At 31.3% G+C, this 24,236-nt stretch carries 18 protein-coding genes and 1 pseudogene; 2 read left to right on the top strand and 17 right to left on the bottom strand.

The window, feature by feature from the left end:
• Positions 1 to 4: 4 nt before the first annotated feature.
• From ACWJJ7_RS01585 to ACWJJ7_RS01560, 6 genes are all read right to left on the bottom strand, one after another.
• Positions 5 to 253, bottom strand: a complete 249-nt coding sequence (locus ACWJJ7_RS01585) for a transposase (RefSeq protein ID WP_462963634.1) — start codon at positions 251 to 253, stop codon at positions 5 to 7.
• A 90-nt stretch (positions 254 to 343) separates the two neighbouring features.
• The gene (locus ACWJJ7_RS01580) at positions 344 to 1,693 is read right to left on the bottom strand and encodes a hypothetical protein (RefSeq protein WP_462963633.1); all 1,350 of its coding nucleotides are present in this window, start codon (positions 1,691 to 1,693) and stop codon (positions 344 to 346) included.
• 804 nt (positions 1,694 to 2,497) lie between these two features.
• Positions 2,498 to 2,668, bottom strand: a complete 171-nt coding sequence (locus ACWJJ7_RS01575; RefSeq protein ID WP_462963632.1) for a hypothetical protein — start codon at positions 2,666 to 2,668, stop codon at positions 2,498 to 2,500.
• 83 nt (positions 2,669 to 2,751) lie between these two features.
• Positions 2,752 to 4,860 carry an AAA family ATPase gene (locus tag ACWJJ7_RS01570; RefSeq protein ID WP_462963631.1) on the bottom strand — a complete coding sequence of 703 codons (2,109 nt, stop codon included), beginning with the start codon at positions 4,858 to 4,860 and terminating at the stop codon, positions 2,752 to 2,754.
• A gap of 300 nt (positions 4,861 to 5,160) precedes the next feature.
• A complete protein-coding gene (locus tag ACWJJ7_RS01565) occupies positions 5,161 to 5,340 on the bottom strand; it encodes a hypothetical protein (protein ID WP_462963630.1) in 180 nt (59 codons plus the stop codon).
• Between the two features lie 568 nt (positions 5,341 to 5,908).
• Complete coding sequence (locus ACWJJ7_RS01560) at positions 5,909 to 7,867, bottom strand: ATP-dependent DNA helicase (RefSeq protein ID WP_462963629.1); 1,959 nt, start codon at positions 7,865 to 7,867, stop codon at positions 5,909 to 5,911.
• A 536-nt stretch (positions 7,868 to 8,403) separates the two neighbouring features.
• Here ACWJJ7_RS01560 and ACWJJ7_RS01555 point away from each other — a divergent pair.
• Positions 8,404 to 9,714: an aminotransferase class I/II-fold pyridoxal phosphate-dependent enzyme gene (locus tag ACWJJ7_RS01555; RefSeq protein ID WP_462963628.1), complete on the top strand. Its 1,311-nt coding sequence runs from the start codon at positions 8,404 to 8,406 to the stop codon at positions 9,712 to 9,714.
• A 103-nt stretch (positions 9,715 to 9,817) separates the two neighbouring features.
• Here ACWJJ7_RS01555 and ACWJJ7_RS01550 read toward each other — a convergent pair whose 3' ends face one another.
• Genes ACWJJ7_RS01550 through miaB form a run of 5 tightly spaced genes read right to left on the bottom strand, consistent with a single transcriptional unit; the run spans position 9,818 to position 17,692 of the window.
• Positions 9,818 to 10,711 carry an MYG1 family protein gene (locus tag ACWJJ7_RS01550; RefSeq protein WP_462963627.1) on the bottom strand — a complete coding sequence of 298 codons (894 nt, stop codon included), beginning with the start codon at positions 10,709 to 10,711 and terminating at the stop codon, positions 9,818 to 9,820.
• Between the two features lie 21 nt (positions 10,712 to 10,732).
• Complete coding sequence (gene miaA, locus ACWJJ7_RS01545) at positions 10,733 to 11,659, bottom strand: tRNA (adenosine(37)-N6)-dimethylallyltransferase MiaA (RefSeq protein ID WP_462963626.1); 927 nt, start codon at positions 11,657 to 11,659, stop codon at positions 10,733 to 10,735.
• A 15-nt stretch (positions 11,660 to 11,674) separates the two neighbouring features.
• Positions 11,675 to 13,612 (bottom strand): DNA mismatch repair endonuclease MutL, encoded by a 1,938-nt coding sequence (gene mutL / locus ACWJJ7_RS01540; protein ID WP_462963625.1) that lies wholly within the window; start codon positions 13,610 to 13,612, stop codon positions 11,675 to 11,677.
• A 23-nt stretch (positions 13,613 to 13,635) separates the two neighbouring features.
• On the bottom strand, positions 13,636 to 16,317 hold the full coding sequence (gene mutS, locus ACWJJ7_RS01535; RefSeq protein WP_462963624.1) for a DNA mismatch repair protein MutS: 2,682 nt from the start codon (positions 16,315 to 16,317) through the stop codon (positions 13,636 to 13,638).
• A 49-nt stretch (positions 16,318 to 16,366) separates the two neighbouring features.
• Positions 16,367 to 17,692, bottom strand: a complete 1,326-nt coding sequence (gene miaB / locus ACWJJ7_RS01530; RefSeq protein WP_462963623.1) for a tRNA (N6-isopentenyl adenosine(37)-C2)-methylthiotransferase MiaB — start codon at positions 17,690 to 17,692, stop codon at positions 16,367 to 16,369.
• Positions 17,693 to 17,961: 269 nt separating this feature from the next.
• Here miaB and ACWJJ7_RS01525 point away from each other — a divergent pair, with 269 nt between their 5' ends.
• The gene (locus ACWJJ7_RS01525; protein WP_462963622.1) at positions 17,962 to 18,135 is read left to right on the top strand and encodes a hypothetical protein; all 174 of its coding nucleotides are present in this window, start codon (positions 17,962 to 17,964) and stop codon (positions 18,133 to 18,135) included.
• A gap of 48 nt (positions 18,136 to 18,183) precedes the next feature.
• Here the strand turns inward: ACWJJ7_RS01525 and ACWJJ7_RS01520 are convergent, their stop codons facing one another.
• The 6 genes and pseudogenes from ACWJJ7_RS01520 to ACWJJ7_RS01495 all read right to left on the bottom strand — a co-directional run bounded on the left by ACWJJ7_RS01520 (position 18,184) and on the right by ACWJJ7_RS01495 (position 24,164).
• Positions 18,184 to 19,053 carry a GNAT family N-acetyltransferase gene (locus ACWJJ7_RS01520; RefSeq protein ID WP_462963621.1) on the bottom strand — a complete coding sequence of 290 codons (870 nt, stop codon included), beginning with the start codon at positions 19,051 to 19,053 and terminating at the stop codon, positions 18,184 to 18,186.
• A 114-nt stretch (positions 19,054 to 19,167) separates the two neighbouring features.
• A complete protein-coding gene (locus ACWJJ7_RS01515; RefSeq protein WP_462963620.1) occupies positions 19,168 to 20,226 on the bottom strand; it encodes a CotS family spore coat protein in 1,059 nt (352 codons plus the stop codon).
• A 147-nt stretch (positions 20,227 to 20,373) separates the two neighbouring features.
• Positions 20,374 to 21,207 (bottom strand): annotated as a pseudogene (locus tag ACWJJ7_RS01510) (4-hydroxy-3-methylbut-2-enyl diphosphate reductase); the annotation flags it as partial.
• Positions 21,208 to 21,247: 40 nt separating this feature from the next.
• Positions 21,248 to 21,910: a (d)CMP kinase gene (gene cmk / locus ACWJJ7_RS01505; RefSeq protein ID WP_462963619.1), complete on the bottom strand. Its 663-nt coding sequence runs from the start codon at positions 21,908 to 21,910 to the stop codon at positions 21,248 to 21,250.
• Between the two features lie 66 nt (positions 21,911 to 21,976).
• Entirely contained in the window at positions 21,977 to 23,164 is a 1,188-nt protein-coding gene (locus ACWJJ7_RS01500) for a BaiN/RdsA family NAD(P)/FAD-dependent oxidoreductase (protein ID WP_462964909.1), read from the bottom strand.
• A 127-nt stretch (positions 23,165 to 23,291) separates the two neighbouring features.
• A complete protein-coding gene (locus ACWJJ7_RS01495) occupies positions 23,292 to 24,164 on the bottom strand; it encodes a MurR/RpiR family transcriptional regulator (RefSeq protein ID WP_462963618.1) in 873 nt (290 codons plus the stop codon).
• Between the last annotated feature and the right edge of the window lie 72 nt (positions 24,165 to 24,236).

Here is a 24,236-nt window from a genome sequence, read left to right as displayed (position 1 = left end):
ATACTCAATAAATCAAGTGCATCCTCGTATCACGAAGTTCACGTTTTAATCTAGCAATCTCTTTCTGCTCATCACTAGAATAATTACCAGAACATCTAACTTCAATACCCCTTTTAGAATCCCTGATCCACATTGATAAGGTACTGGCACCTACATCAAGATTTGGGGCACAACCACGTACTCCTAGCTCTTTGTGACCCATATAATATTTTACAGCATCTTCTTTAAATTGTTTGTCATGTTGTTTTTTCATGATTATGTTACCCCAGCCCTTTCTTTTATTTTAATCCTTACTGGGAACTTTCTCAATTTCTCTTGTACTATTTTTATTCTAGCAACTATACTAATGATTAATTGCATCAAACATCTCTTTTGTTCTAACGATATCAATACGACTAATTTTTTCTATCTCCTGGGTTCTTTTTCTAACTTCCATTAAAGCTTCTTTTTCTAAATATTCATCTGTAAGAAATTGCGATCTTTCATAATGAAGATTTCTTAATTGTTGTTCTTCCTTCATTAATACCCATACACATATCAGACAATTTTTATCGAAATCTACAATCATCTTCTCAGACGGATCTATACTATAAAACTCCATCGGTGAAAAATCATTATATTGGCGCATATATTCCTGAATCAGCATTGCATAACCTTGTTCTAGCATACGTGGAAAATTAAGTCTACAGACTATAGGATAAGTATTGCTCTTAGGCTTCAATTTCCCCTCATCCCAGAAAAATTGAGTAACATTCGTATTTTCAAAGCATGTTATATCTAACTTATTTTTTGCATGTGGATTATGAAAAAGAAATAATCCATCTGTCAAACACTCTGGCGTTTCTTCACTAACATGTTGTAATTTATACGGAATCCTCTTGTCCTCGTAATCGTGCCTTAAATTATATACCTCGTTCATTGAATAATATCCTGACGACTTCGCTAGAGATGTCAGTTTACCTAATGTTGTTGTACATGAATAAAGAATTGCTGAAATATCACTGTATTTATCGGAATTAAACAGGCCTACTGGTATAGTTGCCTCTGTTCCTGGCTTTGGTATTTCATTCACTAATTTATACCGTTCCTGTTCTGGTATATAATACATACCATATAATAAAGTCAACATTGGGTAAATAAATTCTCTTCCATAATTCACCTGGCCATATGAACTCATCGCAATTACAAATGGAATATCTGATTTTACCCATTCACACTCCGCATATTCATTTTCATATTTTTTTATTTTTGAAGTTATTGCATTTGACTGTCGAACAATAGCCTCATGTTGAATATTATAAAAATCATCCTGATTTTTGGGTGGAATAAACATATCCATTAAATCATTTATTCCTCTATCTGATTCTGGTCTACCCTGATCTTTTATATTTGCCACAACTGCTTCAACATTCACCTCATATGGCGCCTTAATCATAAAATCGGGTCTGTTATGGTTTTGATCTATAGTAAATCCAGCTTCTTTGAAAGAGGCATACAAATAGAACTCCCAAAAGCTAGCATGGAAAGTTTTCTGAAACTCTTGCACCATCTTATGATCTCTATCTACCAACCCCTCAACCCATTGTTTTAATATTTCTCTTTCCCCTTCACAATAGGAATCTTCCTTCAGCAGCTTAAACTTTGTATGCCACTGCTCCTCGTTTAGCTTTTTAACATGTCCAAATATGTCCATTTATAATCTTACCTTTCCTGATAATTTTATTCATATTCCATGCCATAATCCATTTAATCTGATTATTGACACTGTCCGGGTCTGATTGTTTTTTCAACAAATACAAGCAATTTCCTCATAACAAAATAACGTTTAATATCTGATAAAATTGATTCGTTATTCACCATAATTTCCGCGAAAGCAAGATTACAAACTTTCCATTATTGCTATATCAACAACTTCCACTAATTAGCCTAATGAGAATGCAATTAACCACCTTCGGTTAATTACATTATATTACAAATGCTTGACTCCTTACATAAATTGGAGGTTAGCTGACAAGCTCTGTTGCTACTTAGCGATTTACCCCCTACAAAAGTTAATTCCTCGTTATGACCATACGATGCTTGGACACTTGAAAGCATATTAATGTATGAAGAATGTTGTGAATCTACTCTAATAAATTCATTTTCAAATTATTACATACACTTTCTAGGTAAATATATTCCCAAAAACCAATTGCTATCTAATATGCTTTTAAATCCTACATATGCCTAATGTTTAATTTTCGTTTTGAATAATGATTTTACTTTTCTATGTTGAGCAGAACGAATTTCTTCTATATCTTTGTTTTGTTCATACAAACTTTTTAGTTCCTCAAAATGGGATACAAAATCTGCTTCAAAGTCGGTACGATACAAATCATCAATTTTTAACCTGCCCTAGAGAGAAAAAATCATCTTGTTAGTGTTCGAAAATGCCTGTAGGAATTAACTCCTTAATTGTATATGTTAGATACTCATTTTGTGAAAAAGTTGATTTTGCTTAGCTACTTAATGAAAGCCATCCAATTTTAACACACCCTATTTCCTCAACTTTTTGCGAACCAAACGGTTTATAGTGTGCAGTAAACGTAGTACAATATCCATAATCGTCCCAATGGCTAAAAATCAAGTAGACCATGTCCATTTCTGTTTCACATTTACTTAATTCCAATGTCATTATTGGCAGTTAATTTATTAGATTATTCTAATATTATACAATCTGCGAAAAATTTACATTCAATAAAGTTAACTGTATCACTCATTATATATTGCTTCAAGAACATTAATACCGTTATCACAGAAATCCAACACATACTGCGGCACAACTTTATATTCTCGCGGATTAAGTTGAAACAAATAATCATTTTGTACATGGAAAGTTTCATCAATATATTTTTTTAAAGTGCTACCAGTTTCCATATTTCCATCATATAAAATACGGTAAATTTGAACTTTTTCATAGCCGCTGTTAGAACTTCTATATACACTAATCATATCGAATGAATCTTTTGTTCTAGCATATAAAATGTTATACTCAAAATCCGGAATATCAATTTGAATAATTGCAGTGGCGTTAGCTATTTCTTCTGGTTTCATTTCACGAAGTTCACCTTCTCCTTGAGGTCGAATTTTAGGAATATTGCGTTCTTTATGAAACACGTTAGAAACAAGTTGCCAAGCTATATTCTTATCATCCTGCATTTCAAGTAATCTTCTGTAATAAATTAATTTGTGAATTATATCAGTCGAACTATTAATGTTTGATTTACAAATATCAATACAAGATTTAATATTGCTTTTTACAATTGGTCTTTCTTCAATAACATTTGCGATATTTGCCATAAATGAAGCCCTGACAGTAGGGTAGAGCAAGTGCGGCAAATTGTAAATTGTATCTATTATTGGTTCAAAATCATGTGTTAACATAAAAACTGTTTTTCCGCGCAAAGAAGTTTCACCCATGAAAAGCATTGACATGATTGCATATTTTTTATTACGATCAAAAGAAGATATTGGATCATCCAAAATTATAAAATCAGGATTTTCTTTTAATGTCTGATACATAAATAGTACTAATGCAAAAGCATTTCTTTCACCGTAACTCAAATGGTTTTTTACATCCGAAATTCCATTTGTACCACCGCTGAATTTTAATATTAAGTGATAGTTATCATCTTCCGACTGTTCAATAGAAACTTCATACTGATATCCCGCTGAAGAAAGAAAACCATTTATTTCAGTACTGTATTTTTCGATTGTTCTTCTAATTTCATTTTTCTGCTGTGCAATTTGCCCTTGAAGTTGACCAGCCCTTTCTATAACAACACCAAGTGAACTATTTATGTTGTCTATCTTTGATTTTGTATAATCACAATTTAATTGAGGATAAAAATTTAAGTCAATTTTCTTTCTATTTAAAGCATCGAGTACACGATCAACATCTTTGAGTGTATTAAATCCTAAATATTTAAGGTCATACAATTTTTCTCTTAATTGAAAAACTTCATCTTTTAAACGTTTTAGATAGTTAATTTGTTCATCTACAATTCCATTTGTATTTTCGGTTATAGATTTTACAGATTCTTTTGTTTCATCGGAAAAGTACACACTTAAAGATTCAAACACTTCCAATATTTTGCTAAGAGCAGTTAGGTATTTAACATCATATTCTTTGCTAACTTTTAGAATAGTTTCTTTAGGTGTGGATATTGTTGAAACACAATAAGGGCATTTATCAGAGATATCAAGATAAGAGTTTCCTTCTGATTGCCACTTTAGCCACTTAATATTTGTTCCAGCAGATTTTAAGTATGGAGCGTATTCTGTTAGTTCTATGGGAACATTTTCTAGTTTATTTCCTTTTCCGATACTTTTGCCTAAATCTCCAGTTTTAGAATAGCCACTTTGAGTTTTGCCAAAACTGTCAACAAAAATCCCCAAATCTTTAATAAGTGTTTCAATTTCTGGATCATCCATAAATGCCGTTTGAATGCTAGCCATCAAGTTATTTATTTCTTGCATATGTTCATCGTATTTGTTGGTCTTAACAAATATCTCAAAACTATTTTCAAGAAGCTCATTTGTTTTGTAAGTATATGTGTTTATGTAATTTTCATCAAATACTGCAATCTTATTAATAGTTACATCTGAAATCACAGATGGATTATGTTCTTCGATATTATCGTTAGCATATTTAAATGGACGTAAATAAGATAAATCTTCCCCTTTAACCATTGATGTTAATGCACGCGCAATTGTAGACTTTCCAGTTCCGTTAATAGCATATTTTATGTTTAATCTTCCATCCTCAATATGAACGGTCCCAGAATGAATGTTATTACAGTTTTGTATTGAAACCTCCATTAGATTTACACCTCCATATTTGAATTACAATATATTTTCAACTGCCCATTATAGACATTAGTTACACTTCAATCCACTAATTAACTATAAAAACTTCTCACCTACATAATTCAACATTGCCCCATTATTATCCTTCTATATTTGTAGAATAATGTAATAACAAGTACCAAAAAATCCTATGCCTTACTATTTTTAATAAAAAAAACTAATCATACCCAGTAATTATAGATCACAACCTAAATTAAAGTAGCCCTGAGCATTACTCAAAGCTACCTTCATCATTTTTTATTATATTATGATTTATTTTTCTATGGGATATATTAAGAATACTACATTTGTAGGAATAATTTTATTGTAATTTTCATCACCACACTGAAAAAATTCGATACATGTATGATTTATCTCATAATAAACACATTCAAATTCATCACTACCAATTATAACCTTATACTTTTTAAGTATAACTTTATCCTTTTTCATAATTCATCTCCCTCTTTATTGATATATTATAACATATTATTGAAAACTGCCCATTTTCCTTAGATACATATTAGGATAACTGCCTAAGAAACATTCAAGTAAATAACAGGTCAGTATGACTTTCGACCGAATTGACTTGCAATAAGAAGATCAGAGTTACATGCCCTAACAAATAAAAAACTTCAGTGGGAGTATAAATCTCCTTCTGAAGTCGTTGATATTGCAGCTCCGCAGGAGATGATTTAATCGTACCATAATTACATCCACGATTTTACTTTACTGTTATAATATTATTTTCATTTTCACTAATTTGTGGTATATTAGACATATAAATAATTCCTCCTAATTTTGATATTTATTGTATGTGTGGTTACTTACATTATATCATTTTTAGGAGGATTTTCCTACTTATCAATGCTTTAAAACGTTGATACGACAAGCATCTATCACAGTTTTACATGTGCGAAGTTTGAGTTATATTTCAAATTACCTTTTCAAATGAAATAAAAAAAATAGCACCAGTTTCTCAAGCTAGTGCTAATTTTTATTTATTTATATATTCTTAAGTTTAAATATCCCTATGTTCCAAAGTTTTGATTTTCACTCCTCTAGGTAGAGCCCTCATAACCACCTTTTCCCATGGGGTTCCTATTACTTGGTCCATGACAGCTATTGCTCCACGGTCATCCTTAGTTCTAATTAATCTGCCACAACCTTGTTTTAACTTCAATCCCATTTCAGGGTAATCAACGGTTATAAGTGGATTCATCCCCTCTTCTTCTGCTTCTTTGCGCCTCATTTCAATCAAAGGGTCTAGGGAAGGAAAGGGAAGCTGCCAAACGACAACGAGAGATAAAGACTCCCCGGGCACATCAATTCCCTCCCAAAAGGTAGAACCTACTAATACAGATGTAACTTCCGCACGAAACTTTTGGACAATATATCCTCGCTCACCTTTATCCTCCCATAAAACTTCAAAAGGTAACTCATAGCCACTAATTTCTTTTCTTATTTTCCTGACTTCCTTCAAAGAGTTAACAAGTATCAGCGCTCTTCCTCCATTTTCTTTCAGCAAACATAGTAATTGTTTAATTTTGCGTGAAAACTTGGCACTGTCAGTGTCCTCAAAGGATGGCTGATGTAAATAAACCACCACCTGTTCCTCAATATCAAAGGGACTTCCAACCGTTGATATTGCTGGATCTTTTAAACCAAGAGTCCTCATAAGGTAACCAAAATCCCCCTCATCACTTAAAGTTCCTGAAGTAAACACCACAGGCAATTTTTTCAAAAATAAATGTTTATCTAGCATATTGCTCAAATTCCGAGGAACTACCCAAAAGCTGCCGTCTGCCCTATCTACCCAAGTAATAACCTCTCTACCTTTATTCCTACCAAACCTAGCTAAGGCTGTAATTGATAGTTCTATTTGAATTTCAAAGGTATGTAACGTGCTTTCCGGTAGCGCGTCTATGTACAGCTCTTCCTCAATTTGTATCTCTAAGAGCAACCGATCTAGTGCCTTATGAAAAGTATCAGCTGCTTTCAGAAGTATATCATCGGTGCGAACCGCCAGACGCTCTGATTGCTCATCATCTATTACGTTTTGATTAAGTTTTTCGAAAAAGTTAGAAGTGGCCTGGTCCAAGTCAATTGCACTTACAACCAGTGAAGTTCTTGCTCCCTGGAGTTCCTCTATCGAAAGGATAATATTATCAATATCCTCTTTATGAATTTGTCTTCCAGCACCCATAGCTGCCGGCAGTATGACTTTATGCCCTTCATCAAAAATCACCAGCGAGTAATCTGGAAGCATAGGCATTTTACCGTCTGCTATTCTTTCATCCCTTGTCCACAGGTCCTGAAAAAAGATACTATGATCAGCGATAATTAAATCCTTGGAAGATCTGTAATGTTCCCTTACCTTAACAAGCTTACAAAAGCCTCTTCTAGGACAGGCATCACAGGGCATAGTCTCATCCCATCCAATCTGTCTCCATACACTATCGGATATATGCGGCATTTCTGAGCGTTCACCTTTTGTAGTCCTGGCTAACCATTGATTAATCTCATCAGAGGCTGTCGCATCGCCAAACATTCCCCCTATTCCACTAACTCTCTCATCACAAACATACTGACGAGGATCCTTTGCCATTGGCGCATCTATTTCTAATCCCAGTATTCGGGAAAGTGTTTGAATATCTCCCTTTGGCCCTGCCAGCTGTTCCTGAAGTGCTGTTGAGGCACATGCAATTACTACAGGTTTTCCGCTAAAACCAGCGTAGGCAATTGCAGTGAGTAAGTAGGCGAAGGTCTTTCCGGTACCGACCTCAGCCTCAGCCAGATGAACTTTTTTATTACAAACTGCATCAGCGAGCTGAAAAGCAGTATATATTTGCTCATCACGTATCTCATATCCGTGTTTCGGAAGAATATCGTAAAAAACATCGCCAATCCAATCCATCAACTTACTTGGAAACTCTTTTTTTGTTTTATAATCAAAGGTGGGTCCTATTTTCTTATACAAAATTTTATCCTCCTGTTAACCTATGGAATACCATAGAAAATATTATGCGAAAATTTACTGTCAGTTATGTACATGCACATAGCTTTTCTTTATATACTAAACATAAACACCCTTACATTCTAAACTTTTTCAATAAGTATTATAACATTAACAATGGAGAAAAAAATTACATCTTTTAATAATTCTAATTTATATTACATAAAATCTAGTCACTTTCCTGGGATTGCATAAACAAGAAATAGAGTATTTACTACTAATACTATGCGATAATAAAAACGCGTATTGAAAACATATATCAATTGAATGCAACAATCATGGGAAATTGCATAACAAAAAAAATAACAACTTTCGCTATTTTTATTGAACTTATGATAGTAGGCGGATATATACTTACTTTCACCTCAAAGTCGATCCCAATACCAGATAGTAAATTTAATCTCACCATAATTACATCCATGATTTGACTTTACTGTTATAATATTATTAGAAGCTAACTATTTCATAAATTAGAATTATAATTTTAGGGGGTATTTTTTATGAACAAACCAGTAATATCGGAACATTTTAAGAAAAGGATGCCATCAGACGTAAGAATTGGACAAATGAAATTTAATGAGCGTAAAGTTAAACCTGAGTTGGTCAACGTAGCGATTGGAAACGTTTCTCTACCAACAAATACTGCTATGCAGAAAAGAATGTTTGCATTGGATTCACCTGAAAGCCCATTTGCAAAGGGTGCTGTAAGATATTCAGGTACTGCCGGTGTAGCCGAGGCTCAGGATGCATTTAAAAACATTCTCAATTGCCAAGGGTTTGATACTAGTAAATTATTTGTTCAGGTAACCGATGGTGGATCCACTGGTATTGAGATGTTATTACTTGGTGTTTGCGGAGCTGCAGGCACTGATGATAAACCTCTTATGATGATTGACCCAGCCTATACAAATTATATTTCTTTTGCAGAAAGAATTGGCCGTAAAACTGTTACAGTAAAACGTCATTTAGACGATGATGGCAAGTTCAGCCTTCCAGAGCTAGACAAAATTGAAGAAGCTATTAAAAAGAATAATCCTTGCGCACTTCTTGTAATCCCTTACGACAATCCTACAGGGCAGCTCTACGACTATGCAACTCTTAAAGAGCTTGCTAAAATATGCGTAAAATATAATATGTGGATGATTAGCGATGAAGCTTATCGTGAACTATATTATGTTAACAGTGACCTAATAAGTATCTGGGGAATCACTGATGCAGATGTACCTGGCATAGAAGGCAGAAGAATAAGTCTTGATACCGCATCAAAGGTATGGAGTGCCTGCGGTTTAAGAATAGGTGCTTTAATCACTGATAATGAAGAGTTCCATACTCAATCAGTAGCTGAATATACTGCTAACCTTTGTGCCAATGTAATAGGTCAGTATATCTTCGGAGCACTAGCTCATGAAAGTAAAGAACAGCTTGATGAATGGTGTACAGGCCTTCGCGAGTATTACAAAAAACTCTTGTTTAAATTCTATAGTTGTATGAAGAAACTGGACCCAGGTCTTATTGTTTCTAGCCCTGATGCAGCTATATACTCAGTAATTGACGTTAGAAATGTTGTAAAACCAGGATTTGATTCAATCGAATTTGTTATGTATTGTGCCCAAGAAGGCTCAGTGGATTTCAACGGAGTAGAAACAACTCTTCTGGTAGCCCCTATGAAAGGTTTCTATGACCTTAAACCAGGCGAATCTAATCCAGGAAGCACTCAGCTGCGTATCGCATTCGTAGAAACTCCAGAAAACATGGCAAAAGTTCCTGAGTTATTCGTTAAGCTTCTAAGAAAATATGAGGGTATACGTTAATCATACTTAAGTTATACACCAAAAGAAAAAAGAGCCATCTCGCAATAGAAATTACTTTCTATTTTGAGATGGCCCTTTTTATATTTTTTTCCTTATATCAGTTTTAAATAGATAATTCTCCTATTTTCATAGCACTCTCCAAGCTTTTAGCAGATGCTATAAACCCTGCTTTGTGACAAAATATAGCATCATCTATTTCAAGTATTGAATTTATTTCTTCACTTGATTTTCCTCTAATTGATTCTAATAAATCTTTTCTTGCTTCAAAAGTATCAACGGTTTTCTTTACAGTCTGAATCTTATACTCTGCATTATTATCATTTGGAGAAATAACGAACAATATCTCATTATTTATATCTATTTTAAGTAACTGTTTGAGCCAAGGACAACCAGTTTTTAAAATCATTATTTCGTTAGTCTTTCTATTTTGAAAGGCTTCATCTACTATTACCCTTGCTTTTATAACAGAAACTTGTCTGCATATTATCCTTTTTATAACCTCAATAGCATACCGGACAGCTTCTTCGAATGCCTCATCTTTTGAATCATCAGAATCCCATGCAGGATTAAAACTTTGGATTATATCACTTATTGTAGTTACATTAATTTCTGATTTTATATCTATTCCATTATCTGTAGCATCAATACCCTGAACTAAATTTTTATCAACACAATCAAAAATGGATCTTATGTCCTCTTCATCAAATTCAGAATTAAACTTTTGTATTACTCTTGACCCAAACTCTCTCCAAACCAAACCACAAGCAGCATATGGAACATCGTTTTCTCTTATTTCTTTGTCTAATTGGTGATGGTCGAATTCTCCAAAGCCTATGTCATATACAAAATCTAAAGTTCTAAGTATATTCTCATCCCTTGTTCTTGTTACCTTTATATCCCCTAATAATAGACGAAGTATAGCTGTGGCCATAACATCGTCTGCATGAAATTTTCCGTTATGTGTTCCTAAGGTTTTAATATTCTTTTCATTAATCATAATTTACCTCTTTTATATTTATTATAATTTACTTATTCCTGCAATATAATCTGCAATCTCATCATCACTACTGAAATCATCTTTATTAATCCAATTTACTCTTGGATCTTTTCTAAACCAGGTAAGCTGCCTTTTAGCGTAATTTCTACTTCCTTGTTTAATCATTTCTATAGCCTCATTTAAAGATATTTCACCATTTAAATAGTATAGCACTTCTTTATATCCTATACCTTTCATTGACTGCATATCTGCATTGTAGCCCATATCTTTTAATTTTATAACTTCATCTACTAAATTATTTTTAAACATTATATCTACGCGTTGGTTAATCCTATTATATAATTTTTGTCTATCCATATTTAGTACAAAATAATGTACATTATAAGGAATATCCAAAATATTTTGCTCTGATTTAAATTCACTCATGGGCTTACCACTTACTTTGTACACTTCTAAAGCTCTAATAACTCTCTTTAAATCATTAGGATATAGTTTATTATAGGATTCCTCATCAATATCTTTGAGTAAGTTATGTACATATTCGTTTCCTTTTTCATCTGAAAGTTTTGTAAGATACTCTCTATACTCTTCATCTTTATTGGTACGCGCAAAGCTATAGTTATATATTAATGAATTTATGTAAAATCCAGTTCCACCAACGAGCATTGGGAGTTTATTTTTATTACTTATCTCTTCAATATCACTTTCAGCTCTTTCTTTAAATTCAGCCACACTAAACTCTTCACTAGGCTCTATTATATCTATTAGATGATGGGGAACTCCCCTCATCTCCTCGAATGAAATCTTCGCAGAACCAACATCCATACATTTGTATATTTGCATTGAATCTGCCGATATAATCTCTCCATTTAGCTTTTGCGCGAGTTTTATAGAAATTTCTGTTTTACCTATAGCTGTAGGCCCGGCTAAAATAAATAATTCTTTCATGTTTCCACCTTTTTTCTATTGTATTCTTTTGAATTTTTTTTCTAGTTCATTAAGTGTAACTTTAATTATTGTAGGTCTTCCATGGGGACAAGTAAAAGGTTCATCAATATATCTTAAATCATCAATTAATTTATTCATTTCAAGATCAGTTAGCTGATTATTTGCTTTTACAGCTGCTTTACATGCCATAGATGCTATACGATTATATTTAACTTCTACAGTTTTACCGCTGCCCATGTTTTTCAAATTATCTAATATTTCATTAAAGAGATTTTTAATATCTGGTTTGCCAAGTATTATTGGAACTTCCCTAATGCTTATTGTGTTTTCACCAAATTCAATAATGTCAAAACCAGAATTCTTAAACACTTCTTCATTTTCAATATAGTAAGCGTAATCATCATGATTAAGCTCTATTACTGTTGAAGTAAGTAAAATCTGAGATAGCACTTCAGAATTTACAATTTCTTTTTTATATTTTTCAAATAGTACTTTTTCATGAGCTGCATGTTGGTCAATTAGGTAAAGCTCATTATATACCTCACCTAATATATATGTTTTATTGAATTGTCCTATAATCCGAAGCTCTGGAAACTTTGAAATTTTAGAAACTTCGTTTGATGATGTGATTTCACCCGTCTCATAATTAATTCTATTACCATCTTTAACATTCTCAATTACCCGCTCGCTTTGTAATTCATTAGTCGTTTCACTTCCAAAACTACTTGTAACTTTGGGATAACTCACATTTGTATAAGCTGATTCTTTAAAATTATCGGTTTCATTGTTTAATGTTTTATAATTAAAATCTATTGGGATTTGAACACTCTTTTCTAGTTCTTCTTTATCCTTTTCATCTATTACTGTCCTGTTAAAATCATAAATTTCTTTTCTTAAGGTGTTTTCCTCAATTTCTTTCTCACTATTGTGTTCTTTATCTCTTTCTGGTATATCAAAATTGCCTCTTAAACTATCAGCAATTGCCATATGCACTGCGTCAAAAACAATTTTAAACACAGCTTTATCCTCATGAAATTTAATTTCAGTCTTTTGTGGATGAACATTTATATCTATATACTCAGGGAAAATATCTAAAAATATAACAAAGAAAGGAAATTTGTGAACAGTCAAAAAAGATTTAAATGCATTTTCAACGGCCGCAGTAATTAGACCACTTTTAATATACCTTTTATTAACAAAAACACTTTGTCTATTTCGGCTTCCGCGACTTATTTCTGCATTACCAATATATCCATGAACAGACATTATATCGTTATACCTTTCAAAACTAGTAATATTATCTACAACCTCTTTACCATATATATATCTAATAGTATCGCAAAGATTTGTAGAGCTATAGGTAGACAAAACCTTTTTACTATTATTTAGTAGTTTAAAAGAAATCTCATTGTTAGCTAATGCAAGCCTGCCTATAATATCTGATATTAAAGCTGCTTCTCTTTGAGGCGTTTTTAAAAATTTTTGCCTTGCAGGAACATTAAAAAACAGATCCTTAACTTCTATTGTTGTACCAACATTGCATCCTACTTCTTTAACGTAGAGTATATCCCCTGATGACTGAGATATCTCTTTTCCAAATGAGGATTCTTCAGTTCTACTATTTAGCAACGTCCGAGATACGGATGCAATACTCGGTAATGCTTCTCCTCTAAAACCTAATGTATGTATTTTATAAATATCTTCAACATATTTTATTTTACTAGTAGCATGAGGCAAAAAAGCCTTTTCTATATCATCTATATGTATTCCAGAGCCATCGTCAGTTATCTTTATGTTTTTTTGACCACCATCAACGATTTCTATGCTAATATTTTTAGCACCAGCATCTATACTATTTTCCACTAGCTCCTTGACTACAGAAGATGGCCGCTCTACAACCTCGCCTGCAGCAATTTTATTAGAAGTCTCAACTTCTAACATATTAATTCTCATGACAACTCACATCCTTAGCTATGCTATAGTAACTTAGCCCTATTAACTAGGTCGTATAGCTTATTAAACCCATCCATAGGTGTTAGATTAAGGATATTTATATTTTTAATTTCTTTTAACATATTATCCTTTTCTATGTCTGTAAAATTAATTTGAGTAATTTCATCATTTTCTATCTTCGGTACATAAGTTATAGCCGCTTCTTTCGCCACAATGTTTTCACTATCTTTTTTATTATTAGGTTGCTTAATTTCCAAAAATTTATTGTTGCTTAAGTCAATTTCCGTAGTATTGTTAAGATTCTCTAGTGACTCTAGTATTTCGTTTGCCCTATTTATTACATCCTTTGGTAGACCTGCAAGCTTTGCAACCTCTATTCCATAAGATTCATCAGCTCCACCAGGAACAATTTTTCGAAGGAATACAATTTCATTTTCAATCTTTTTTACAGCTACAGAATAATTTTTAACACCCTTAATCATACCTTCAAGTTTTGTTAACTCGTGATAATGGGTAGCAAATAAGGTTTTACTCCTTAAATTAGAATTCTTACAAATATACTCAATTACTGACCAAGCAATACTTAGTCCATCATAAGTACTAGTACCGCGGCCTACCTCATCAAGTAAAACTAAACTTTTATTTGTTGTATTTTCTAATATATTGGATACTTCCCACATCTCAACCATAAAGGTACTTTTACCCGCAGCAAGATCGTCTGAAGCTCCTATTCTCGTAAATACCTTATCACATATAGATATATCTGCATCTATGCATGGAACAAAACTTCCTATTTGAGCCATAATAGTTATTAATGCCACTTGACGCATATAGGTGGATTTACCCGCCATATTAGGTCCAGTTATTAGTAGTAATTGATTATCCACAGCATCCATGTATGTATCATTTTCAATGAAAGTATTTGTAGGCATCATTTTTTCTACTACAGGATGTCTCCCACCTTTTATATTAAAAATACCCTTAGTATTTATTTTAGGTTTGATATATTTATTTTCAAGAGCGATTGTAGCAAGAGAACTTAAACAATCAATTTCTGATATTAACTTTGCAGTATTTTTCATTCTTTCTATGTGTTTTTCAATTTCTTCTCTAATACCTGTAAATACCTCATATTCAATATTGACTAATTTTTCTTGTGCTCCTAAAATTTTCTCTTCCATTTCCTTAAGTTCAGGAGTAATGTATCTCTCCGCATTAGACAAGGTTTGTTTTCTTATATACCTGCCCTCCGGAATTGACCCAATATTTAATTTAGTTACTTCAATAAAATAACCAAACACTCTGTTATACCCTACTTTTAATGACTTTATTCCAGTTATTCTTTTTTCATCATTTTCTAATGTAGCAATCCACTCTTTACCATGGGCCTTAGCTCGCCTTAGCTCGTCTATTTCGCTATTAAAGCCTTCCTTAATAATATTTCCTTCTTTAATAGAAATAGATGGGTTTTCAATAATAGAATTATCTAAGGTACTATATATATCTTGCAAGTCATCTAAGTCTAAATATATTTTTTTCGTTAATTTGCTATTAAGCCCAGCTAAAATGGATTTAACCTTTGGTATTTTTCCTATAGAATTTTTAAGAGAAATCAGTTCTTTTGCATTAACATTCTTTGAAGAAATTTTCCCTACAAGTCTTTCTATATCATAAATATCCACGAGCACATCTTTTAAATCTTCGTGGAAGGTAGTATTACTTTTTAGTTCTTCTACGGCCTCTAACCTTTCATCTATTAAGCTCTTATTTATTAAAGGTTGATCTAACCATTTACGGAGTCTTCTAGCTCCCATGGCAGTATTAGTTCTATCTAATACCCAAAGCAAAGAGCCCTTCTTAGTTTTATCTCTTAAAGTTTCCGTGAGCTCTAAGTTTCTCCTAGAATTTGCATCTAAACTTACATAATCTAAAATATCATAATATTCTATAGTATCTATGTGAGAAAGTGATTTTTTTTGTGTATCCATAATATAAGTAAGTAGTCCTGAAATGCTACTAATTAAAGTTTGTGAGAATGTTCTATCACAAAAATTATGAAACTGATTTGTAATTAAACTTTCGTCTTTCAGAGTAAAATACTCATTTGGATAAGACGAATACAAAACATTAAATCTTTCTTTTATAGCACGCAGTATCTCCTCAGATATATCCTCTGACACAATAATTTCTTTTGGGTTAAACTTTGAAATTTCATCTAATAGGGTAACAATGTTAAATTTAGTATCTGTGCAAGTAAATTCACCAGTTGATACATCACAAAAACACACTCCACAGAAGTTAATTTTTCTGTCAATGTAAATGCTCATAATATAATTATTTTTAGTTTCTTCTAAAAAACCGGAATCAGTGTAAGTCCCCGGCGTAATTATTTTAATAATATCTCTTTTAACTATACCCTTTGTAAGTGCTGGATCTTCCACTTGCTCACATATGGCAACCTTATATCCTTTTGCAATTAGCCTTCCTACATAGGTATTGGCAGCATGGTACGGTATTCCGCACATAGGCGCTCTTTTCTCAAGGCCACAATCACGTCCTGTAAGTACCAATTCTAATTCTTTTGATGCAAGCTGCGCATCGTCAAAAAACATTTCATAAAAGTCGCCTAATCTAAAAAACAATATACAGTCCTTGCATGTGTCTTTTATTTCAAAATATTGTATCATCATTGGAGTTAATGCCATTGTTATACCACCTTGCTTTCCTCTGTAAGTAAATAATAATTGTTAATTGTTATATTTCTTCACCTAAAAGTGAAAAAGAGTGTGCCTGGGTTATTTGAACTGATACGAGATCCCCAATAGCTTTGTTGTTTCCCTCGAAGTTCACTAATTTCCCATTTCTGGTTCTTCCGGTTAATTTATTTTTATCATTTTTACTATAACCTTCTACCAACACTTCTACTATTTTACCTACACATTCTTTGTTTCTTTCTGCACAATTTCTATTAACAACTTCAATTAACCTATTAAATCTTTCATGCTTAACATCGTCTGGCACTTGGTCTAGCATTTCATCAGCAGGAGTTCCTTTTCTTTTAGAATAAAGGTACGTAAATGCTAAATTAAATTTCACCTCTTCCATAAGGCTTAGAGTCTCTGCAAAATCTTCCTCTGTTTCTCCAGGAAATCCAACGATAATATCTGTACTTATTCCTACATTAGGTATTGTGGTTCTAATATCTTTAACCAAATCCAAATATTGCTGCCTATCATAATGTCTATTCATTTTATTTAGAAGATTAGATGAACCGGATTGTACTGGTAAATGAACATGTTCACAAATCTTATCACCTTCAGCAATCACTTGCATTACCTCATTAGATAAATCCTTTGGATGAGATGTCATAAATCTTAATCTCTCTAAATCTTCAATATTGTTAATTCTTCTAAGTAACTGTGCAAAATTTATTTCAGGAGCTAATCCCTTACCGTAAGAGTTAACATTTTGACCAAGTAAGGTTATCTCTTTGTACCCTTGTGCAACCATATCTGTTATTTCATTAATAATTTCTTCTGGCTTTCGACTTCGCTCACGTCCTCTTACATAAGGTACTATACAGTAAGTGCAAAAATTGTTGCAACCATACATAATTGTAACAAAACCTTTTAGATTATTTCCCCTATCTATTTTAATTCCCTCTATAATATTTTCTTCTTTATCCCAAATTTCAACAATAGACGATTCTCCACCTTGTATTCTCTTTAAGTACTCTGGGAATTTATGAGCATTATGTGTTCCAATGATAATATCTACAAATGGGAATTTAGTAATTATATGTTCTGCCATACCGTCTTGCTGCATCATACATCCAATAATCGCAATTATAAGCTTTGGATTATTTTTTTTCATTGTTTTTAAAGCACCTATATTTCCATCAACCTTTTGCTCTGCGTTCTCTCTAACACAACAAGTATTGAATATAATTATATCAGCAGTTCCCTTATCCAAAGTTCTTTTATATCCCACAGGTATTAGCATACCAGATAATTTTTCAGAGTCCTCCTCATTCATTTGGCATCCCCATGTTTCTATATAGTAATTAAGTATTTTATTCATTAGTGCATTCTCCTTTATAAAAAAAGTATTAATACATACCATTATATATAATGTGAAAGCTTTTTTAAAGTCATTTTTAGTAATTGATTATATAATTAATCTATTTTAAATATATGTACGAATTAGATTATACTTTTACTAGTTGCCTTCCTATTTTAATATAGAAAAAATTACATATTATTATTTTTTAATCAGCACTTATATTTGTTTTTTATTTCTAGATTAAATTTCTGTTTTTAGGATAACCTACCTAAAAGGAGTGATTTTATATGTATGATGCGAAAAAAGAAGAGACTATTAAAGATATGAGTTTACAATACAATTGCATAGGTGATAGAAGTTATTATTGTATGTGTAACCATAGTAATATGCTAATTATGAAAGCATCCTATGTTCCTGTTGAAATTATACTAAACCAGTTTAATGAGAATTCCTTACTATAACAAAACGTAAAAAGAGATAGAATCCTCTATCTCTTTTTATATACGTTATTAAGCTTTAGTTTTTTCCCAAGTATAAACTTCCTTTTTAACATTAAAACCTAATGAAATATATAATTTTAAAGCAAAAACATTATTAGAATCCACCTTAAGTGAGACTTTAGAAAAACCATTATCCATAGCTATATTAAGCAAATACCTTAAAAGCACTTTCCCATATCCTTCTTTTCTGTATTTCTCTACTATTCCGAAATTTACTATGATTGCCACCTTATCTTCAACTATAATTTGACCATATCCAACGGGTATATTATCAATTTCAATAAATATTGCACCCTTATTAAAATAATATTCCTGGGCTTCATCATAATAAATATCTTCTACATTTATTGGAATTCTATCATCATTTTTAAATATTTCATTTTGTAACAAACAGCGTTCTTTTTCATCTTTATCCTTTTTCACTATAGAAAAAGTAATATTACTAGGAACAAAGGTATTAAAATATTCTTTGCACCCTATTTCTAGCTCCATAACTCCCTTGGACCTCGTAAACCCTAGCTTATTTAAAATATCTATGTTTATTCCATTATCTTCACATTCATAAGTTATTAAACTATTACTTGCCAGTGAGCTAATTAAAGTCTTATAGCAGTAGACTAAATTATCATCCTCTATTACATTTATTGAATTAATGGAACTATGATATTTAGTATGTTTTTCAAACCATATATAACCTATATAATTATTTTTTTCTAATAGTAAGTTTACAGTTTTTCTTAAAAACAATTTTTGAATAATGTTACTATTATCATACTGTTCAAAGAAACCTGTATTCGATAAGCTAAAGTTAGTATTAACTTTACTGATTTTTCTAAAACTATCAATATTTTTTAAAGTTAGACTTATTAATTTATACATTTAACTTTACTCCAATAATATTTATTTTTAAATAAATTTGATTATTTATAAAATTTTAATACATTTATAATTATAAATCTACTATTAATAGTTTTACAAGAAATTTATTATAATTTATGAATATTCTTCTAAAAAGCTTAAATATTCATTAAAAAACTTCTCTTGAGCTTCATTGTGGCATGTTATTTTATTAAGTTTATGCAAATATTTAGTCTCAGACCATTTTTTTTGTTTCATATATCTTTTCCTCGCTAACTTCCAAAACTTATGAGGGAATATTATTAAGGCAAGCATTATCTCTAAATCTTCTTTGTTTAATTTATTAGTAGAATTATATGCTTCAATCAGAACTTTAGCAAAATTAAAATCCCACCCATAAGCTTTTTCGAACATCAATCTCCGAATTAGCTTTCCCAAATCACTTATTTGTAAATCAATCATAATACTATCAAGGTTAATTATGAAGTACTCTCCATCCTTTTTAATTATGTTCTGATAACAAAAGTTATTATGACATATTATTTTATTATCATTTGCTACTTTTGATAACTTATAATACTGTGACTTATTTAGTATATCAATGGAAGACATACCTCTATTATAAAAGTTATCAATGTTTTCTAGAAAATGAATATCAAATTCATTTTTTATCCTTTTGCTAGTAATTATTCTTTCGAATCTTTTAAAATCATTTAAATTGTTAGTGAAAATTTTCGGCCAATTCTTTAAATTGTTTGGTATATGGATTTTATTTTGGTCAATTTTATTTGAAGTGTTATGAAACTGCGCTAAGAGTTTTGTACAATTCACAGCTTCATCAATATCAGTTAAATCACATTCACAGCCTTCTAACCATTCTGTTAAGTAATATATATTTTTTTTATAGCTTACAGAAAAAGCTCCGTCTTTTGTTCTAAAATATTTAGGTGTATTTGTAAAGTTATTCAGTAGTAGTTCTTCTGTTAAAATACAACCATTTTTAACCTTACTTCTTCCATGCCTCATTTTCTTCAAACAGAAATCACCATTATCTGTTGTAATCTTATATGCACTTCTAACTTTTTCAGCAGTTATTAACTCTAATTTATACTTCCTAATTACATTTATTAATATTTGCATCTTTTTATTAGTAATTATATTTAAGTGCTCAATTATTCTTGCATTACCTTTCAATTTTCTCTCTCCTATAATAGTACTATTAAATTATATTAACTAATTTAATTTAGTATTCAATAATTCGTAAAAATTACAAAAAACGTGCTTGCATAATTTTATGCTACACGTTTTTTATGAGAAACTTTCTTATAGAAAATGTTATTTCATTTTTAAAATTGCCTCTTTAATAATCCAATCCGGTGTTGAGGCTCCAGCTGTAACCCCTATGCTCTTAACATCTTTATCTTTTATAAATTCATCAGGAATACCTAATAAATTTTCTACATGTATTGTATTTTCACAATTTTTCTTACATATTTCATATAGCTTTGTAGTATTGGAACTATTAAAACCGCCAATAACAACCATAGCATCAACTTTAATTGAAAGTTCTTCTGCTGATTTTTGGCGCACTTCAGTTGCACTGCATATAGTGTTGAACGCAACTATTTCCTTACAGGGTTTTATTACCTTGGTTAATACATCCTCCCAAGTAGCCTGCCTCTCTGTTGTCTGAGAAACCACACATACTTTATTTGATATATTACCGAGCTCCGTACCACTCTTAAGTATTACTGCAGAATCATTGCACCATCCATTAATTCCAATAACTTCGGGATGATTTTTATCTCCAACTATAATTATATGATATCCCAAATCATAATATTTTTTCACTTTTTTATGAATATTAGCTACATAAGGACATGTTGCATCTATTATATTAAGGTTAGTTTTTTTTAAAATGTTTAATGTTTTTTCAGATACTCCATGCGATCTTATAATAATCGTATCATTTTCTTTTAATCTTGAAATATTATCAAGTTCTATAGGAAATATTAAATTCTCTTTCAAAAAATCCACAACATCCGTATTATGAATAAGTGGTCCTAGTGTATAAATTTCGTTATTATATTTTTCTTTCATATTTAAAGCTGTATCTACAGCTCGTTTAACTCCAAAACAAAAACCAGCTGAATCTGCTAGTGTTATTTTTCTCATACTTCCACCTCCATATATAAGGCATTGTAAAAATACTGAATTAACTATTTTTAATTTTCAAATTAATATATTCCACAATTGTTTCAACTACCCCATTAATACTTAGATCAGAAGAATCGATTTCTATAGCATCTTCTGCTTTTATAAGTGGACTAGTCTCTCTATGTGTATCAATATAATCTCTTTTTATAATGTCCTTTAGAATAGTATTGTAATCAACTTCTATATCCTTAGAAACTAATTCTTCGTATCTTCTTTTGGCTCTCTCTTCGCTGCTAGCAGTTAAGTAAAATTTAAAAGTAGCATCCTTAAGTACAACTGTGCCAATATCGCGTCCATCCATAATAACATTAAATCTTTTAGCTATATTTTGTTGTAACTTAACAAGAATTTCTCTAATTTCAGGAACAGCTGCATACTTTGAAACATTGTTGCTTATAATAGGCATATTTATCATATCTGTAAAATCTTCCTTATTAACAAATAGACGTTCTTCCTCAAAATGCATTTCTAAAGATCCCACCATTTTAAGTAAATCATCTACATTATTTTCTGATATGTTTGCATTCATTGCCTTTAAAGTAACTGCTCTATACATTGCTCCCGTGTTAATATACATAAGACCAAATTTTTCACCTATCATTTTAGCTATAGTACTTTTACCTGCACCTGCAGGTCCATCTATGGCAACGGAAATTCCCATACTACTTCACCCCTCGTTTATAAAGATGCTAGTTTTAATAGCATTAATTTGCTACTGGAAGTAGTATTAAATTACCCCTACATTATTTCCAGCTAAATTCCCTGTTGATAATGCTATTTGTAGATTATAACCACCTGTATATGCATCTACATCTATCATTTCACCTGCAAAATAAAGATTATCAATTTTTTTTGATTTCATGGTAGAAGCATCTATCTCTAAAGTATCTACTCCACCACTAGTTATAATTGCCTCTTCTATTGGTCGAAGGCACTTAATATTAAACGTTAAATTTTGAAGTAAATTTACTACGATTTTTCTTTCTTCTTTAGTAATAGAATTCACTTTTTTATTTTCATCAATATTAGATAATTGAATTATTGTATTAATCATTTTTCTAGGAAGTAAATCATCTAATGAATTCTTAAAAGCTTTGTTTGCATATTTCAAGAAATCATTTTGAACTCGCTTGTCAAGTTCAACTTCACTTAAAGCTGGTTTAAGATTTATCACAGCCTTAAATTTTTCTCTTTCTTTTATAAAACTACTTGCGCTTAAAACAATAGGTCCTGAAACACCATAATGAGTAAAAAGCATTTCCCCAAACTCTTTATATAGACTCTTATTCTTACTATCAGTAATTTTTAATTCTACATTTTTTAGAGAGAGACCCTGTAAATCTGCAACCCATGTTTCATCAAATTCTATTGGTACAAGTGATGCTTTAGGTTTAATTATATTGTGTCCTAAAGAACGAGTATAAGATAGACCTTCACCAGATGATCCTGTTTGTGGATATGATAAACCACCGGTGCATAATATAAAATAATCTCCATAAACATAACTTCCATCTGAAAGCTGGACTCCGACAATCTTCTGATTATCCCTAACTAGCTTTTTCACTTTTGAGTTTAATTGCACTTTAACATTTTTATTTTTTAATTCCGTATTAAACGCTTTTATAATATCCGAAGACTTATCTGACTGCGGAAATACTCTATCTCCTCTTTCTACCTTAAGGTTAACTCCTAATTCTTTAAAAAAATTCATTGTATCTTCATTAGTAAAGGAATATAAAGAACTATATAAAAAATGAGGATTACATGGTATATGTTCAAAAAAATCACCAATATCCCTCGCATTTGTAATATTGCATCTACCTTTCCCAGTTATATAAAGTTTTCTTCCTAATTTTTCATTTTTTTCAATGAGTACCACATCATGTTTTGATGAAGCTGTAACAGCTGCCATCATGCCTGCTGGTCCTCCTCCAATAATAACTACTTTTGCCACCTAATCACTCCCTTATAATACATTAATTTATTCGACCTTATTTAAAAATAAATACCGCAATTCAAATAAATATATGCACTAATTATCCTTAATCTTTATCTTTATAAGAATAAACTTGATATTCTTCCCATATGGTCTCCAAAGTAGCAAATGTACTTGAAATTTTTTCTTTTTCTCTTAATCCCACAGCAATAATTAATGCGTTTATTACACTGAGTGGTGCTACTAAAGAATCAACAAATGAAGCCATATTACTTTGAGCTATTAATGTATAGTCAGATTTAGCAGCTAGTGGAGATAATAAACCATCTGTAATTGCTACAACCTTAGCATTTCTGCTTTTAGCAAAAGTCAAAGCTTCAATTGTTCTTGTTGCGTACCTTGGAAACCCTATTCCAATCACTACGTCTTTTTCATTAACATTAAGCATCTGCTCAAATATATCGCTGACACCATATGCTACAACTTTAACATTATCTAAAATAAGATTTAAATAAAAGCCCAAAAATTCTGCTAATGCAGATGAACTTCTAAGTCCGATTATGTATATTCTTTCAGCCCTAAATAGTGAATTTACTATCTCCTCAAAAGTTTTATAATTAATCTTCTCAAGGGTAGCTCTAATATTTTCCATATCAGCTTTTAATACACCTTTTAATGCATTTTCTTGCGTAATGAAGTCGTTAGACAACTCAATTCTTTGAACAGTAGTTAGTTTATTTTTAATTAATTCTTGAAGAGCTTTCTGTAGTTTTGGATAACCAGTGAAATCTAACTCATTAGCAAATCTTACAACAGTAGATTCACTTACTCCTACACTAGCACCTAATTTAGCAGCTGTCATAAATGCTGCCTTATCATAGTGTTTTAAAATATATTCTGCTATTAATTTTTGTCCTTTACTTAACCGTGGAAACCTGATTTGAATAGACCTCATCAAATCTTTTTTGCTGTTTTCCATAACCAACTCAATCCTTTCTATGTTAATTCCAACTAAATAAAATGAAAAATCCTTTCATATCCCACATAAAAT

Source organism: Clostridium sp. CM042, assembly GCF_055080995.1.
The sequence above is the reverse complement of the archived record's forward strand: the minus strand, read 5'-3'. Positions and strand labels throughout refer to the sequence as shown.

Bases quoted from the DNA above. Each gene is read 5' to 3' on its own strand.
- ACWJJ7_RS01585 (WP_462963634.1), bottom strand. From the start codon at position 253: ATGAAAAAACAACATGACAAACAATTTAAAGAAGATGCTGTAAAATAT.
- ACWJJ7_RS01580 (WP_462963633.1), bottom strand. From the start codon at position 1,693: ATGGACATATTTGGACATGTTAAAAAGCTAAACGAGGAGCAGTGGCAT.
- ACWJJ7_RS01570 (WP_462963631.1), bottom strand. From the start codon at position 4,860: ATGGAGGTTTCAATACAAAACTGTAATAACATTCATTCTGGGACCGTT.
- ACWJJ7_RS01565 (WP_462963630.1), bottom strand. From the start codon at position 5,340: ATGAAAAAGGATAAAGTTATACTTAAAAAGTATAAGGTTATAATTGGT.
- ACWJJ7_RS01555 (WP_462963628.1), top strand. From the start codon at position 8,404: ATGAACAAACCAGTAATATCGGAACATTTTAAGAAAAGGATGCCATCA.
- ACWJJ7_RS01550 (WP_462963627.1), bottom strand. From the start codon at position 10,711: ATGATTAATGAAAAGAATATTAAAACCTTAGGAACACATAACGGAAAA.
- miaA (WP_462963626.1), bottom strand. From the start codon at position 11,659: ATGAAAGAATTATTTATTTTAGCCGGGCCTACAGCTATAGGTAAAACA.
- mutL (WP_462963625.1), bottom strand. From the start codon at position 13,612: ATGAGAATTAATATGTTAGAAGTTGAGACTTCTAATAAAATTGCTGCA.
- mutS (WP_462963624.1), bottom strand. From the start codon at position 16,317: ATGGCATTAACTCCAATGATGATACAATATTTTGAAATAAAAGACACA.
- miaB (WP_462963623.1), bottom strand. From the start codon at position 17,692: ATGAATAAAATACTTAATTACTATATAGAAACATGGGGATGCCAAATG.
- ACWJJ7_RS01525 (WP_462963622.1), top strand. From the start codon at position 17,962: ATGTATGATGCGAAAAAAGAAGAGACTATTAAAGATATGAGTTTACAA.
- ACWJJ7_RS01520 (WP_462963621.1), bottom strand. From the start codon at position 19,053: ATGTATAAATTAATAAGTCTAACTTTAAAAAATATTGATAGTTTTAGA.
- cmk (WP_462963619.1), bottom strand. From the start codon at position 21,910: ATGGGAATTTCCGTTGCCATAGATGGACCTGCAGGTGCAGGTAAAAGT.
- ACWJJ7_RS01500 (WP_462964909.1), bottom strand. From the start codon at position 23,164: ATGATGGCAGCTGTTACAGCTTCATCAAAACATGATGTGGTACTCATT.
- ACWJJ7_RS01495 (WP_462963618.1), bottom strand. From the start codon at position 24,164: ATGGAAAACAGCAAAAAAGATTTGATGAGGTCTATTCAAATCAGGTTT.